This is a genomic window from Mesorhizobium sp. CNPSo 4671 (assembly GCF_057784245.1).
In genome coordinates, this window is sequence record NZ_JBWLUW010000014.1 from 24,825 (window position 1) to 38,499 (window position 13,675).

At 62.0% G+C, this 13,675-nt stretch carries 12 protein-coding genes; 7 read left to right on the plus strand and 5 right to left on the minus strand.

Features of this window, described 5'->3' with window-relative positions; all coding sequences use genetic code 11:
• Positions 1-142 precede the first annotated feature (142 nt).
• Positions 143-1,675 carry a DHA2 family efflux MFS transporter permease subunit gene (locus AC04SF_RS30230; RefSeq protein WP_488480768.1) on the plus strand — a complete coding sequence of 511 codons (1,533 nt, stop codon included), beginning with the start codon at positions 143-145 and terminating at the stop codon, positions 1,673-1,675.
• Between the two features lie 117 nt (positions 1,676-1,792).
• Positions 1,793-2,773, plus strand: a complete 981-nt coding sequence (locus tag AC04SF_RS30235; RefSeq protein ID WP_488480769.1) for an isopenicillin N synthase family dioxygenase — start codon at positions 1,793-1,795, stop codon at positions 2,771-2,773.
• 66 nt (positions 2,774-2,839) lie between these two features.
• On the opposite strand, the gene AC04SF_RS30240 is transcribed toward AC04SF_RS30235, so the two are convergent.
• Both AC04SF_RS30240 and AC04SF_RS30245 read right to left on the minus strand, forming a co-directional pair.
• Positions 2,840-3,355, minus strand: a complete 516-nt coding sequence (locus tag AC04SF_RS30240; protein ID WP_096456757.1) for a CAP domain-containing protein — start codon at positions 3,353-3,355, stop codon at positions 2,840-2,842.
• Positions 3,356-3,434: 79 nt separating this feature from the next.
• A complete protein-coding gene (locus AC04SF_RS30245; RefSeq protein WP_488480837.1) occupies positions 3,435-4,658 on the minus strand; it encodes a TadE/TadG family type IV pilus assembly protein in 1,224 nt (407 codons plus the stop codon).
• 292 nt (positions 4,659-4,950) lie between these two features.
• Between AC04SF_RS30245 and AC04SF_RS30250 the strand changes: the two genes are divergently transcribed.
• A complete protein-coding gene (locus AC04SF_RS30250) occupies positions 4,951-5,775 on the plus strand; it encodes a DUF2189 domain-containing protein (protein ID WP_488480770.1) in 825 nt (274 codons plus the stop codon).
• 59 nt (positions 5,776-5,834) lie between these two features.
• On the opposite strand, the gene AC04SF_RS30255 is transcribed toward AC04SF_RS30250, so the two are convergent.
• Complete coding sequence (locus AC04SF_RS30255; RefSeq protein WP_027054935.1) at positions 5,835-6,467, minus strand: LysE family translocator; 633 nt, start codon at positions 6,465-6,467, stop codon at positions 5,835-5,837.
• Positions 6,468-6,682: 215 nt separating this feature from the next.
• Here AC04SF_RS30255 and AC04SF_RS30260 point away from each other — a divergent pair, with 215 nt between their 5' ends.
• A complete protein-coding gene (locus tag AC04SF_RS30260; protein WP_488480771.1) occupies positions 6,683-7,852 on the plus strand; it encodes an NAD(P)/FAD-dependent oxidoreductase in 1,170 nt (389 codons plus the stop codon).
• Here AC04SF_RS30260 and AC04SF_RS30265 read toward each other — a convergent pair.
• Positions 7,849-9,834 (minus strand): TadE/TadG family type IV pilus assembly protein, encoded by a 1,986-nt coding sequence (locus tag AC04SF_RS30265; protein ID WP_488480772.1) that lies wholly within the window; start codon positions 9,832-9,834, stop codon positions 7,849-7,851. The genes AC04SF_RS30260 and AC04SF_RS30265 overlap by 4 nt on opposite strands.
• A gap of 300 nt (positions 9,835-10,134) precedes the next feature.
• Between AC04SF_RS30265 and AC04SF_RS30270 the strand changes: the two genes are divergently transcribed.
• Together AC04SF_RS30270 and AC04SF_RS30275 are read left to right on the plus strand one after the other, a co-directional pair.
• Positions 10,135-10,995 (plus strand): TIGR01459 family HAD-type hydrolase, encoded by an 861-nt coding sequence (locus AC04SF_RS30270; protein WP_488480773.1) that lies wholly within the window; start codon positions 10,135-10,137, stop codon positions 10,993-10,995.
• Between the two features lie 6 nt (positions 10,996-11,001).
• Complete coding sequence (locus AC04SF_RS30275; protein WP_488480838.1) at positions 11,002-11,982, plus strand: bifunctional riboflavin kinase/FAD synthetase; 981 nt, start codon at positions 11,002-11,004, stop codon at positions 11,980-11,982.
• Between the two features lies 1 nt (position 11,983).
• On the opposite strand, the gene AC04SF_RS30280 is transcribed toward AC04SF_RS30275, so the two are convergent.
• A complete protein-coding gene (locus AC04SF_RS30280; protein WP_488480774.1) occupies positions 11,984-12,538 on the minus strand; it encodes an HdeD family acid-resistance protein in 555 nt (184 codons plus the stop codon).
• 228 nt (positions 12,539-12,766) lie between these two features.
• Between AC04SF_RS30280 and AC04SF_RS30285 the strand changes: the two genes are divergently transcribed.
• Positions 12,767-13,537: a MipA/OmpV family protein gene (locus AC04SF_RS30285; RefSeq protein ID WP_488480775.1), complete on the plus strand. Its 771-nt coding sequence runs from the start codon at positions 12,767-12,769 to the stop codon at positions 13,535-13,537.
• Positions 13,538-13,675: the final 138 nt, after the last annotated feature.

Sequence of the window (13,675 nt, forward strand, 5' to 3'; positions counted from 1 at the left end):
CCGCTCATCAGAGACTTTCGATCGATGTAACCCCCACATCGATAATCGCGTCCCACCGCGATGAAGCGTCTCTCAACGGAAGGCGTTGCCGCCCGGAAACCCTTATGTACACGGTTTTGTTACCTGCTGGAAGTTCCGCATCATGAGCACGCCAGAACCATTCCGAGAGGTACCGCATCGCGGCCTGATCACCGTAGCGCTGATGCTGGCGACCGTCATGCAGGCACTCGACACCACCATCGCCAACGTCGCGCTGCCGACCATGACAGGCGATCTCGGCGCCTCTCCCGACAACATCAACTGGGTGCTGACCTCCTATATCGTCGCCGCCGCCATCATGACGCCGGTCACCGGCTGGCTCGCCGATCGCTTCGGCCGCAAGGAATTGTTCCTGACGACCGTGGTCGGCTTCACCGTCTTCTCCATGCTGTGCGGCCTGGCATGGAGCCTTGAAACCATTGTGCTGTTCCGGCTGATGCAAGGCGTGTTCGGCGCCGCCATCGTGCCGCTGTCGCAGACCTTCCTGCTCGACATCAACCCCAAGGAACGTCACGGCCAGGCCATGGCCATCTGGGGCGCCGGCATCATGCTGGGACCGATCCTGGGCCCGACGCTGGGCGGCTGGCTGACCGACAATTTCAACTGGCGCTGGGTGTTCTTCATCAACCTGCCGGTCGGCATCGTCGCCTTCCTTGGCATGGCGGCCTATCTGCCGGCCGTTGCCCGGCGGGTGCGCAGTTTCGATTTCTTCGGCTTTGCCATGATATCGCTCGGCGTCGGCGCGCTGCAGCTGATGCTGGACCGCGGCGGCGAGGTCGATTGGTTTTCCTCGGTCGAGATATGGATCGAACTCGGTCTGGCCATCACCGGTTTCTGGGTTTTCATCATTCACACGGTGACGGCGGAACATCCCTTTATCGATCCGAAGATTTTCCTCGACCGCAACTTCGTCACCGGCCTGGCCTTCATCTTCATCATGGGTGTGCTCATCCTGGCCTCGATGTCGCTGCTGCCGCCGATGCTGTCGACGATTTTCGGCTATCCGACCATCACCATCGGCATCGTCATAGGTCCGCGCGGTATCGGCACGATGATTTCGATGCTCGTCGTCGGGCGGCTCATGAACAAGATCGACGCCAGGATTCTCGTCGTCATCGGTTTTCTGCTGACCGCGCAGTCGCTCTACACAATGGCGAGCTTCACGCCGCAGATGGATAACTGGCTGATCCTTAGCTCCGGTGTGATTCAGGGCCTGGGTATGGGAATGGTGTTCGTGCCGCTGTCGACAGTTGCCTTCGCCACGCTCGACGCACGCTACCGCACCGATGCAACCGCGCTGTTCAGCCTGGTGCGCAATCTTGGCTCGTCGATCGGTGTGTCGGTGGTGACGGTGCTCCTGGTGCGCAACACGCAGATCAATCACGCCGAGCTTTCAGCCTTCATCAACCCGTTCAATCCCAATCTCTGGGCGGTCTCGCCGGCGGCCGCGGGCGGCGATCCGATGGCGCTGTCGGAGGTCGATCGCATGGTCAATCTCCAGGCGATGATGATCTCCTACGTCAACGACTTCAAAATCCTGATGGTGATGACGCTGCTAGCCATCCCGTTCGTCTTCCTGCTGCGCAAGCCGAAGGCTGCGCCGGCCGGCGGCGCACCTGCAGCGCATATGGACTAGGCCCTCGGCGGGCAATGTGCCCGCAGCGCAGATGGACTAGAATTGCCGGGTCGATTGGTCCTAGCTCATGGCCAAACCTGACGGCATCGTTTCGTTGACAGACTGGATGCAAGAACGATGCAGACGACATTCCCGGTGTTCGATCTCGATAAGTTCGAAAGCTCCGGCGCCGAGGAGAAAAGAGCGCTCGGCGCCGAGGTCGACCGCATCTGCCGCGACACCGGGTTTCTGGCTGTGACCAACCACGGTATTCCGCAAGCGGTGATCGACGCGGCGTGGTCGAAGGCCCGCGCCTTCTTCGATCTGCCGCCGGAGCAGAAGCAGTGCGCGAAGGCGCCCTACAAGGGCTATCCGTACGGTTATCTCGGCCCCGAACTCGAAGCCTTGGCCAAATCCCGCAACGTCGACACGCCACCCGACCTCAAGGAGAGTTTCAACGGCGGACCGCTCAGCGTGCCGCAAGGCATGTCCGATCCAGAGGCGCTTGCCTTCTGCTATGCGCAAACGATCTGGCCTGAAGAACCGGACGGATTCGTCGACGCCTGGAAAGCCTATTATGCGGCGCTCGAGGATCTGGCGCTGCGCATCATGCGTGTCTTCGCCACGGCGCTTGGCCTGTCTGAAAATCATTTCGACAGCTATCTCGATGCGCCGATCAGCGCGCTGCGGGCGCTCAACTATCCCGAACAGCATGTCGCGCCGAAGCCCGGCCAGATCCGCGCCGGCGCCCACACCGACTATGGCAGCCTGACCATCCTTTTGCCGCAGGCCGGATCGCGCGGCCTTCAGATCATCACGCCGGATGGAGAATGGACCGAGGTGCCGCCGATCCCGGGAGCCTTCGTCATCAACATCGGCGACCTGATGGCGCGCTGGACCAACGACCGCTGGGTCTCCACCCTGCATCGTGTGGTCAATCCATCGACAGAACAGGGCGGCAGGGACCGGCGCCAGTCGATGGCCTTCTTCCATCAGCCGAACTGGGATGCCGAGATCAAGGTGCTCGACGGCTGCCTTGCCGATGGCGAGGCGCCGAAATACGCACCAGTGCGCTCCGGCCCCTATCTGATGGGAAAATTCAAGGCGACGACGAAGTAATGCATGCCGCCCAAAAGTGCTTAGCGGTTTTGGGACAGCGACATGCGTCAAACAGGAAAATGAAGCCTACCTGCCGAGAACCAGCGACCAATAGCGCAGGTTGGGGTCACGTCCGTCGCGGACATAGGCGAGCCCGAAGCGACTGAAATCCGCATCGAGTATGTTGCGCCGGTGACCTTGCGAATGCATCCAGATGTCGAACAGTTTTTGCTGGTCGAAGCGGCCTTCGGCGATGTTCTCGGCCGCGGCTCCCCGCACGCCGTTGTCCTTCATGCGCGAGGCAAAATCCTTGCCCCAGCCCGTGGTGTGGCTCATGCGCTCCCGCGATGCCATGTAGCCGGCCTGCTGCAGCGCCGCCTGCTCGAGCTGGGCGTCCGGCGTCAGCGGGCCGAGCCCGGCTGTGGCGCGCAAACCCGCCAGGGTGGCGGTGGCTGAGGAGGAGACGCCTGCGCCTTCGCCCGTCGGGACTGAGACGGTGCTGCAGGCGGAAAGCACGGCAATGGCTGCAAGGCCGGCTACCTTGAGCAACGTGCGCCTGTTCGGATTCGGGATTGGGGAGTTTGCAGTTTTCGCGATCGTCATGCCCACCTGACATAATGGCGATCATGGCTTTTGCCGGGCAGGGCGGTAAAATCTGAGATGGAAATGAGAGGCCAACCGCTCATTTCACAAGCGTGATCAGGCGGCTGGCATACATCTCGCGATTTCCAAACACGGCCGAGCAGTCGGTTTTGATGGATGAGTTTCCGGTCATCTGCACGGTCAAGCCAACAAGCCTCAGACAGTCCCCCTGACCGCTCATATCTGAGTTGCCGGCAAAGGAAATGGCCGCGTCAGGCGCATAGACGAAACCGCTGATCACGGAATTTGCGCCGCCATTCAGCGTCAAGGCCGACGTGTTGCCGCGGTCCTCGAAAATGGTGATGCCGGCGTAGGGACCGCTGGTGGGTGGCGATAGATTCACCTGTTCATTGGCATTTATGGTGATCTGTGAGCCCTCCATGAGGAATAAGGTCACGCCTTGACCGGTCAGGCTGCCGTTGCCGCCGGGTTTCAAGGTGACGCCGCGGAAAATGTAGACGCCCGGATTGAGCGTGATGTTTCCCGACAACGTCTTGTCGCAATAGGTTCCGGGCGACAGCGTATAGGTTTTGCCGTTCGGGACCGGCAGGCACAATGTGTAGGGGGGAGGGACGACATCCGCCAGAGGGTCGAAAGACGCATATTGATGTTCGAGCGGGGTTCCGCAGGTGAGATTGGCGCTGGGCGGCGAAAGGCCGTAAGTGCCGCCGACGGTCGAGACGCAGCCCGCCGAAACCTGCGCGGAACCTCCCATGCTGACAGCATCGGACGCGTCCGAGTTTGCTGCGATCACGCAGCTGCTCATAGCGACATTGGTCGAGCCCTGCAGGCTTACGGCTGCCGAAGCATGTGGATCGAGCGCCAGCACACAGGCCTGCGCACCGGGGTTCATCTTGACCGTGGCTGAGCGGTGAGCTGGCCAGGGGGCCGCGCCATTGATGAAGCTCGGATGGTTGATGCTGGACGAAAGCGAGATGTAATAGGCGCTCGGGTCGCCGCTGGCGGTTGTCGAAAAAGTGGAGACGCTGTCGGAATATTCCTGCTGGTCGGCCAGGCTCAAATTGGCCGCAAAGAATGTCAGCCCAAGTCCCTGGACATCGCTCGCGGCCATGCTGGGCAGGTACTTCGTACCGACGGCAAGCCCTGCCGCGTCCAGCGAGTTCTGCAATTGCGCGGCGTCGTCACTGGTGCCCGTCAGATCGATCGTGCCGGCCACGACAACCATTATCGGCAGCATCGCTATGGCGGTCGCCATGGCAAAGTTGCCGCGCTTCGAAGGCCAGAAGCCCCTCAATGTGAACATCGTCCGCCGCCAAGGTTTGCAATGCCTAGGTGATACGCTTGGGGTCTCTATGAGTAATTTAAGCAATAACTAAAATGCATGGATTCTAAAATGAGGCGAGGTGGCTCGCCAAACGAAGGCCGCCCGGCACGCCCACGAGGGGCAACAGCCGGAGATGAACCGACAACGACTGGTTCCAGCCATTGACGCGGCGACAACCGACGCCAGATCTGCTATCGTCACTCTCGTTCTTGCAGTGGCAGCTACGGGCGGCCTCACCGCGTGACCGCCCCCGACACACGGGAGGATGGTTATGGCCGGCTTTCATGTCATGGCGGACGCGTATGGGATGCATGTGCAGCCCACGGTGCGCCGCATCACCACGACGGACCTCTGGGACGCGCTCAAGCTCGGCGCCGAGGATTTCTGGGCAAAACCGTCTCACTACGTGTTCCTGTGTTTGATCTACCCGATTGTCGGCCTGATCCTCACGCAGTGGAGTTCGGGCTCCAACGCCATTCAACTCGTCTATCCCTTGATGTCGGGCTTTGCCCTGGTCGGGCCTTTTGCCGCGATCGGGCTCTACGAGATCAGCCGCCGGCGCGAGCTGGGCATGAACACGGATTGGCGCCATGCGCTGGATGTGCGCCGGTCCCCGGCGCTGCCGTCGATCGCAGTCATCGGCATCATGCTGTTTGCGCTGTTCCTTTTGTGGCTGTTCACCGCGCAATCAATCTACACCAGCCTGTTCGGCGACCAGCCGCCGGCATCGATCGGCGCCTTCGCCCGCGACGTGCTGACGACCGGCAAGGGCTGGACCCTGATTCTGCTTGGCAACGCGGCCGGGTTCGTCTTTGCCGTGGTGGTGCTCGCCACGACGGTGATCGCCTTTCCGCTGCTGCTCGACCGTGATGTCGGTGCCGTCTCGGCAATCGAAACCTCGGCCCGGGCGGTGATGGCAAACCCGCTGCAGATGGCGCTGTGGGGGCTGCTGGTTGCAATGCTTCTGGTGATCGGCTCCATCCCGCTGTTTGCCGGGCTGGCGGTGGTCATGCCGATCCTGGGCCACGCCACCTGGCACCTCTACCGCAAGGTGGTCGAGCCGGCGCAGATCCGCCCGATCCGCCGGCCGATGTAGACCAGAGCATGGTCCCCGAACGTGGGAACCGGTTTGGGATCATGCTCTGCCGGAAGGGCTCAGCGCTGGGCGTCGGTCGCCATCTTCAGCGCCAGCGCCGTCAGCACCCCTCCCATCATCCAGCGCTGGATGACCAGCCACAATGGCCGCCCGGCAAGGAAGGTGGCGATCGAGCCGGCCGTCACCGCGATGATGGCATTGACGGTCAGGCTGATTGAGATCTGCGTAGCGCCCAGAACCAAGAGTTGCGACAGGACATGGCCTTTGCCGATGCTGATGAATTGCGGCAGCAGCGACAGATAGAGAACCGCTACCTTGGGGTTGAGCAGATTGGTCATCAGCCCCATGGCGAACAGCTTGCGCGGCCGGTCTTTCGGCAGGTCGCGCACCTGGAACGGTGAGCGGCCGCCAGGCTTCACGGCCTGCCAGGCAAGCCACAAGAGATAGAGCACGCCGGCAAAGCGCAGTGCGTCATAGGCATAGGGCACGGCGAGCAGCAGCGCCGTAATGCCGAACGCCGCCGACACCACATAGAACAGGAAGCCGACCGCGACCCCGCCAAGCGAGATCAGTCCGGCCTTCGGCCCTTGCGACAGCGAGCGCGAGATCAGGTAGATCATGTTCGGGCCTGGCGTCAGCACCATGCCAAGGCAGACCAGCGCGAAGGCGATATGATTGGCGGTATCGGGCATTGTTCGTCCCCTAAGCGTGCCGCGATGGACGCACGATCCCGCGAGCGGCTGATATGTGCCTGTCGCGGCAGGCACCCGCAAGGGCTTGCCGGCGTCAGGCATTGCGCCAGAAAATCACAAGCCTGTCATCGACATGCCAATTCCCCGCTTAAGGACGAGCCGGAGTTGGCGTTTCATTTCATACAGTCTATGCCTGCAAGGCCCGGGAGTTCATCGTGACCACGAACAAAGCCATCAAACTCGCGGTGATCGGACGTGGTCTGATCGGCTCGGCGGCTGCGCGACATTTGTCCAAAATGGGCCATGATGTTGCACTGATCGGGCCCGATGAGCCGACCGATTATCCGCGCCATGGCGGTGTCTTTGGAAGCCACTACGATGAGGGCCGTATCACGCGGGTTTTTGACGCCCATCCATTCTGGCGGCAGGCCAACAGCGCTGCGATTTCTCGCTACGGCGAGATTTCCGCGGAGAGCGATGTGGAATTCTACCGGGAAGTCGGCGTGCTTCATGTCGGCCCTCGCGAAGGCACTGATATCGCTTCGGTTGGCAAAATCGCCGCCGAGGCTGGCATTCGCTGTGAAGCCTATGATGATACTGCGCTCGCGGAGCGATTTCCGTTTCTGAAATCGACGGCGGGAATGTCGGGATATTTCGAGCCGCGCAATGCCGGATACATCAGCCCGCGCCGCCTGGTCCGGGCGCAGACGATTGCGGCGGAGCGCGCCGGGGCTCGCATCATCGACGAACCTGTCCTGGGGATTTCGGAAAGCGGCTCAGGTGTGACGATCCGGACGCGATCGGGCAGTGTCGAGGCCGAGCGTGTTCTTGTCGCGGCAGGCGGGCATACCCAGTCACTGCTCGGTCAATCCCTGGGCTTTACGGTCTATGGGCGTACCGTGGCGATGTTTCGGCTCGGTGCGGGGGAGGTTCAACGCCTGGCCGGAATGCCGTCGATGCGTTGTTTCGGACCCAAGGGCGAGGATCCCTATATTCTGCCGCCGATCCCCTATCCGGACGGGCAAACCTGGTTGAAGCTCGGCGGCGACCCGGTCGATCTGCCGCTCGAAAGCGAGGCGGATATCAAGGACTGGTTCAAATCGGGCGGGTCGATCGAGGTTGCCGATGGGCTTCAAAAGCAGATCCTTGAGCGTATTCGCGACCTCGATTTCGAAGAACGCCGGGTCGTGCCTTGCATGACCACCTTTGGCGCCTCGGGCTTGCCTTGCATCCGGCCGCTTTCGCAGCGTGTAGTGGTTGCATTCGGCTGCTATGGCAAGAGTGCGAAATGTTCGGACGAATTGGGCCGGTTGGGCGGCATGGCGCTGCTCGGCGAGATCAGAGCCGAACTCGCACCCAAGAACGTGTTCAGCGCCGCTTCCTAGCCGACCACCCGCAGGTTCGACAGTTCGTTGCCGATTTCCTTGAAGTCGTTCGACAGGCTGGCGCCGGTCGCATTCCAGAACAGCTTGGCCGGCTTGGTCGGATCCGTCGCGTCCTTGCGGAAGCGCGAGTCCGACGAGCAGGATTTCAGCGCATCGATCGCCAGCTTGTCGCTTGCCTTGGTCGTCGACAGGTCGAGCGCCACCGTCATCACCATGATGTTGGCTGCCTTGGCGTTGTTGCAGAGCGTTACCATCTGCTCGTTGAGCGCGTTGGTGTAATTGCCGTTCGAATAGTCGAACTGACCGATGGCGCTCGATGTGCCCATGAACATGCGGCCGACCGTGGTGCCGTTGTAGCCGGGGTTGAGATAGCCGTAGGACGCATAGGTCGATTTCGAATTGGCGGGATCTGAATAGCCCAGCGAAGACGGTGTGTAGTAGGTGTTGGCGCCGTCGGTCAGCACGATCACCACCTTGTCGTTGCCTTTCTCGGTTTCCGCGCGCCCTTGCGTGAACGGCTCGCCACTCGAAACCACCCGCCAGCCCCACGCCAGGCCCTCGGGAACATTGGTGCCGCCATTTGGCTGCATGAGGTCGATCGCGGCCTTGATCGCGGTGGCCCCATCGGTGACGCTGACATCGGTCAGCGGCGTGATCGGGTTGGTGGTGCAGCTGTAGTTCGGGCCATTGCCTGAGGGCAGCGCCGGCGCATCTATTGGCCGCGGCTGGAAATATTTGGCCATATTGCGCAGCCGCGATTGACCGGTGCTGCTCGAAGGATCGTCGTTCCACCAACTGTTCACCGCGCCGTAGGTCACCGGGGCGGCTTCGTCGGGGTCTTGGGTGAGCTTCCAGTGATTGCCGGGCTCGTCGGGAGCGAACATCGGCACGAACATCGTTGCCGGATCGCCGACGCCTATGCCGGTGTTCGCCGAACCGCCGGATGGCGGGGTGTCGTTGACATTGTAGGGGTAGGGCCGGGCCTCCACGCAGCCCTGCCAGCTGGCAAATGGACCGTAGGAATCGATGTAGTCATATTCGTCGTGGCTGCGTTTGCAGGTGTTGTTCGAATTGTACTCGTCGCAAACCACCCGCTTGCTGTTGACGACACGCTCGTGGTTGGTGACGACCTTCATGTCCCGATACAGCGAAAACCGGGTCAGCATCTGGCCTTCCTCGGTGCCCCAGCCAGTGCCGCGCTTGTACCAGATACCGTTGGTCTGCTGGGCGTATTTGTTGGCCGCATTCAGCGTCGACCAGTCGAAATTCTCGTTCGACACCGGCGACAGGCCTTCGGTGTCCATCCAGGGCGCGTTGCCATTGCCGGGACCGACATTGACCGAAGCGGCAAAGGGCACCAGGCCGAACTGCACCGGCTTGTCGACCTGCTTGATCATGACCGCCTGCTGGGCCAGCGTGTCGACCAGCTGCTTCGACGCAGTCTTGAGAAGATCGATGCGCTTTTGTCCAGAGCCGGTGCCGAGTGTGGTCATCGATCCGGAATTGTCGAGCACCAGGGCAACTTCCAGCGTGTTCTTCAGCCGCACCTGGGAGGTGACGTTGAAGCTGATCCTCTGGTTCGCATCGGTCGCGGATTTGCCGACCATCTGGGTGAAGGCGGGATAGAAATAGGGCTTGTAGGCAAGCTGCGCCGTCATCGTGAGCAGGCCACCGCCGCTGGTGTTGCTCGGCAAGGTGACGTTGAGCGTCGTGCTGGCGGGATCGACATCGTTCAGGTTGGCATTGAAGAAATCGAGCGCATAGGCTCTCAACTGGTCGTCGGTCGCACCTTCCGTCAGCCGGCGCGCCGTGGCGAAGTTGGCGGCGTCGAGCGCATTCGTTACCATCTGCTTTTCGCGGTTCATTTCGGTGAAGTCGACCGCGATCGCCAGGCCGCCCATCAGCGGCACCATCGCCACAACCGTCATAAGAGCATAGTTGCCGCGCCTGTCGCGGCGGAACTGACGCCAAAGTTCATGCATGTCTTGGAGCGGCCCCCGCCGGCGGATTCTCGGTCGGCGCCAGCTTTTCACAAAACGCTGAATGGTGGGTTTGGGAAACCGCTCTATTGCTTGGTTGGCGGTTCACCAACCACTAACCAATCCAAGGGCCGCGGCCGCGAGCCCGTCCTGAAACAAACGCCCTGCCGAGGCAGGGGAACCGGTCGTTCAGCGGACGATGCTTGAAAGCTGGTGACAGCTTGTACCGGTTCGGATAATTCGAACCGGCCACGGCGAACTGTCGGCCACGGCACTCGCAACGCTCATAATGAAGGACACGGCATGGCGGATTCGCCTGAAATCGTTGGCTCGCTCGAAGAGGTCTCGAAGGCCTATTCGGCAATTCTTTGCGATGTCTGGGGCGTGGTGCACAATGGCGAATGGCATTTCCCTGCAGCCGCGGCAGCGCTGGCCAAGGCAAGGGCAGCGGGTATTCCCGTTGTCCTCATCACCAACTCGCCCCGCCGCAGCGCCGATGTCGTGGCTCAGATGAGCGCAATCGGCGTTCCGCCATCAGCCTACGACCGTGTGGTGACCTCGGGCGACGTGACCCGTGACCTGATCGCGGAAGGCCCGCGAAAAGTCTTCCACATTGGCGCAGAGCGCGATCTGACCCTCTATGACGGCCTCGATGTCGATCTCGTCGAGGAATTCGAAGCCGCCGGCGTTGTCTGCACCGGGCTGTTCAACGACGAGGTCGAGAAGCCTGAGGATTATGCGGAAATGCTGCGCCGATTGCGGGCCAGGAACCTGCCGTTCATCTGCGCCAATCCCGATATCATGGTGGAGCGCGGCGAACGGATCATCTGGTGCGCCGGTGCCTTGGCGCGCGACTATGCCCAGCTCGGCGGCCGCACGCTGATCGCCGGAAAGCCCTACGCGCCTGTCTATGACGTCGCGATGAAAGAGGTGGCGGAGGTGCTTGGCCGGCCGGTTGAGCGTTCCCGGATATTGGCCATCGGCGACGGGATGATGACCGATGTGAAGGGCGCGGCCGACAATGGTTTCGACGTTCTCTATGTCTCCGGCGGCATTCATGCTCGTGACTACGGCGATGCATCCCGGCCGGATCCGGCAAAGCTCGGGCTCTTCCTGGAACGGCACGGCTATCGTCCGGTGGCCGTCATGATCAGACTGCAGTAGGTGGCGATGGTAGCCTTCCAGCATCTCTCGGCAACCGCGCCGCTGCCCGCCGATCTGCGTGGCGGCGTTGTCGCGATCGGCAATTTCGATGGCGTCCACCGTGGCCATCAGGCGGTGCTCGAACGGGCGTTGGCCGAGGCTGCGCGGCGTGACGTGCCGGCCCTGGTGCTGAGCTTCGAACCGCATCCGCGAAAGGTCTTCAGGCCTGACATGCCGTTGTTCGTGCTGACGCCGCCGCCGATGAAGGCGCGGCTCCTGTCGTTGCTGGGCTTTGCCGCACTCGTCGAGCAGCAGTTCACGCGCGACTTCGCCTCGCTGTCGGCGGAAGCGTTCGTCACCGACGTGCTGGAGAGGACGCTCGGCATCACCCACGCTGTGACCGGTTTCGATTTCCATTTCGGTAAGGATCGCCAGGGCGGACCGGCCTATCTGATGGCAGCCGGCGAACGCCATGGCTTTGGCGTCACACTTGTCGACGCCTTTCGCGACGAGGGCGCCGAGGTGGTTTCGTCGAGCCGGATCCGGGCCTTGCTCTGCGATGGCGAGGTGGCCGAGGCCGCCGGTCTGCTCGGCTATCGCTTCACGGTGGAGAGCGAGGTCGTCGGCGGCCAGCAACTCGGACGGACGCTCGGCTTTCCCACGGCGAATATGCGGCTTCCCGCGGAAGCCACCCTCAAGGAAGGGATCTATGCCGTCCGCTTCCGGCGCACCGACGGCACGTTGCATGACGGCGTCGCCTCCTTCGGCCGCCGCCCGACCGTTGATGACAATGGTGCGCCGCTTCTGGAAACCTTCGTCTTCGATTTTTCCGGCGATCTCTATGGCGAGACCTGTGAGGTCTCGTTCTTCGGCTTCCTGCGCAGCGAGATCAAATTCGACGGGCTCGATGCCTTGGTGGTGCAGATGAAGCGCGATGAAGCCGAAGCGCGCGCGCTGCTTGCCAGCGTCAAGCCGCTATCCGGTCTGGACGCTTCGGTGGCGTTCTGAGCTACTTCTTCAGCGCAAGGCCGACCGCGATGAAGGTCCAGCCCTGGAAGATCAGGTCGATCGCCAGGAACAATCCGAGCACCCATAGGCTGTTGACCGGCCAACCCATGGCGATGATCAAGCCAGCAACCACGCTGATGATACCCGCCGCGACGATCCAGCCCCAGCCCTGTTGCGGGCGGTGACTGTAGCCGACCCAGGCCCGCAGCGCGCCGGAAGCGACGAGCGCAACGGCCAGCAGGAAGGTCAGCACCGCCGAGGCCAGCAGCGGATTGTCGAAAGCGAAAAATCCGGCGACCGCGTAAAGCAGTCCGCTGAGCAGCCAGTAGAAGAAGCGGCCCCAGGTTTTGACCCCGAAAGCATGCATGATCTCGATGATGCCGGCCACCAGCATCAGCCAGCCGACGACATAGACGGAAGCCACCGTGGCGATGAACAGATTGCCGAAGGCAATGCCGCCGAGGATCAGAAGCAACACGCCCAGACCGACAAACCATCCCCATTTTGCTCGGGTCTCCCCGATCGCGTTCTTCAGTGTATCGCCGTGCAAGGTCATGTCGCCACCTCCGTCGAGGACCGCCAGCATGCAACGAAGTTAGCTCCGGTGCCTGTCCGCGTCCAGCCGGGGCGGCCCGATGGTGCAGCCAATTCGAGGCGGATGTCTCGGCCTTAAATCAAATTTTACCAAAGCCTCGTCAAAGCTGTCACCGAAGGACAGTTGTATCGTGTTAGTGGAGTGGCCATGAGTCCGGTCGGGAAGATTTCTGCAACCTTGGCTACCTTAATGCTGGCCACGTCAGGCGCGGCCGAGGCCGGCGACGGCGCTTTCGGCTGGCTGTCCGGCGACTGGTATCTGACGGTTGGCGCCACTGGCCTGATCGCGCCCAATTTCGAGGGCGGCAAGCAATACATGCTGAGTGCCCAGCCCATCATCTCCTTGGGCAAGGCGGGCCCCCAGGCACGCTTCACCTCGCGCAACGACAACATTTCGCTGGCGCTGGTCGATGACGGCAGCGTCCGCGCCGGCCTGACCGGCAAGTTCCTGTTCTCACGCGATGACAGCAATGCCGACGAGCTCAAGGGTCTCGATCCGGTCCGCTGGGGCGGCGAAGTCGGCGGCTTCTTCGAATTCTATCCGACGGACTGGATGCGCGCGCGTGCCGAATTGCGGCATGGCGTCCGTGCCCATAACGGCTTTGTCGCCGATATCGCCGCCGACGCCTTCTATGATGTGACGCCAACCGTCAGGATTTCGGGTGGTCCGCGCGTGTCCTTTGCCTCGGCCAACTATTTCGACGCTTATTATGGCGTCAACGCACAGGAAGCCGTGGCCTCGGGCCTGAGCCAATACAATCCCGGTGGCGGCCTGAAATCCGTCGGTCTCGGCGGCGCGGTGACCTGGAAGGTGACCGATCCGATGACCGCCAGCCTGTTTGGCGAATATTCACGCCTGGAAGGCCCGGCGGCCGATTCCAGCCTGGTCAGGGAGCGCGGCGACCGCAACCAGTTCATGGTCGGTGTGTCGACCACCTATCGCTTCGACTTCAAGATGTAAGCGAATCGAACGAGACGCTTTATTCCTGCGCCTATCTCCGCTAAAAGCCACGCCATGATGAGCTTTTCGCGCCTTTTCGCGATCGCGATACGAATTACTGGCCCGGTGTTCCGGGTGGCCTGAGCGCCGCCGGAGCCG